Source organism: Lentilactobacillus diolivorans DSM 14421, from assembly GCF_001434255.1.
Lineage (GTDB): Bacteria > Bacillota > Bacilli > Lactobacillales > Lactobacillaceae > Lentilactobacillus > Lentilactobacillus diolivorans.
On the sequence record NZ_AZEY01000019.1, the window covers coordinates 1 to 1,048 of the forward strand.

Sequence of the window (1,048 nt, forward strand, 5' to 3'; positions counted from 1 at the left end):
AGTGAAGCCGGAATCACTTTATGTAAAGCAGTCGAACTCGAACCCTTGCTAACTAGTCCAGAAATGACAGCTAAATGGGAGCAAGCGTTACAGCAAATCAGTACCGAAGAACGCACTCCGGATAATTTTTTGAGCCAAATCAAGAATTTTGTGGCGAAGTTAATTGCTGATGTTCCCACGCAATTGACTGGCAGTGCAGCCATTAAGCAACAAATCAATCACCAACAGCAAGCACAAAAGCCCGCCGAGGTCTTCTTAGAAACACCACAAGTAACTGTCATAAATAAACAAAAGTTTTACATCGTGAAACCCAAGCAAGGCGAGGACTTTACCCTACCCAAGAAATGGAGCAGTAAGACCCTCGGGAAGACCGCAATTAAAGCGCTGGTCACCAAGGGGGGAAACCAGCAAATTAAAGGGTTTCAAGAGCAAAAAGGGGAAGTCGTTTGACGCCAAGTTAAAGCTTGACGGCCATAAATTAAGTATTGATTTTGATTAGAACCTGCCTACCGCCCTTCACGTTGTTCCGGTTGGTGAACCCGTCATTTAGGTTCACTTTTATAAAGCTAAAAGTAAACCTAAACAACGGGTGAGATTAGCAAAGCAAAGGAGATCATAAAATGGATAATAAATTAGAAGTCATTGGGAGTGAATTACCAGTTTTGCAGGCTAAAGGAACCTACAAGTATCTAAAAGAAATCACTGGTAACGGAGCCTATTATCAAGTGGCTTGGCAAAAATTAGCTGATGGCTACATCGCCCTTTATGGCACGACTCCGATTCAAATCAACGTAGCCCCTATATTGAATGATATTTTTGAAGATGAGGAGGGGTAGACAATGCCGAGTAAAGCAGACGTTAAAGCCTGGAAAGCACAATTAGTCGCCCAGGCTGAACAGCAAATCCTAAAATTAACCGATAGTGACCGATTTAAACAGTATCTTAATACCCTGGCTAAATTTCATTATTATAGCGCCAGAAACATTGATTTGATTTATGCGCAAAATCCTCAAGCCACTCAAGTCGCCGGTTTTAAGCAATGGCAGAA

At 42.1% G+C, this 1,048-nt stretch carries 1 protein-coding gene and 2 pseudogenes; all 3 read left to right on the forward strand.

Features of this window, described 5'->3' with window-relative positions; translation table 11 throughout:
* Nucleotides 1–499, forward strand: a pseudogene (locus FC85_RS01315) (topoisomerase C-terminal repeat-containing protein); the annotation flags it as partial.
* A 121-nt stretch (nucleotides 500–620) separates the two neighbouring features.
* Nucleotides 621–836, forward strand: coding sequence for a hypothetical protein (locus FC85_RS01320; protein ID WP_049170345.1), 216 nt, complete (start codon nucleotides 621–623; stop codon nucleotides 834–836).
* A 3-nt stretch (nucleotides 837–839) separates the two neighbouring features.
* Nucleotides 840–1,048: pseudogene (locus tag FC85_RS01325) on the forward strand (hypothetical protein); the annotation flags it as partial.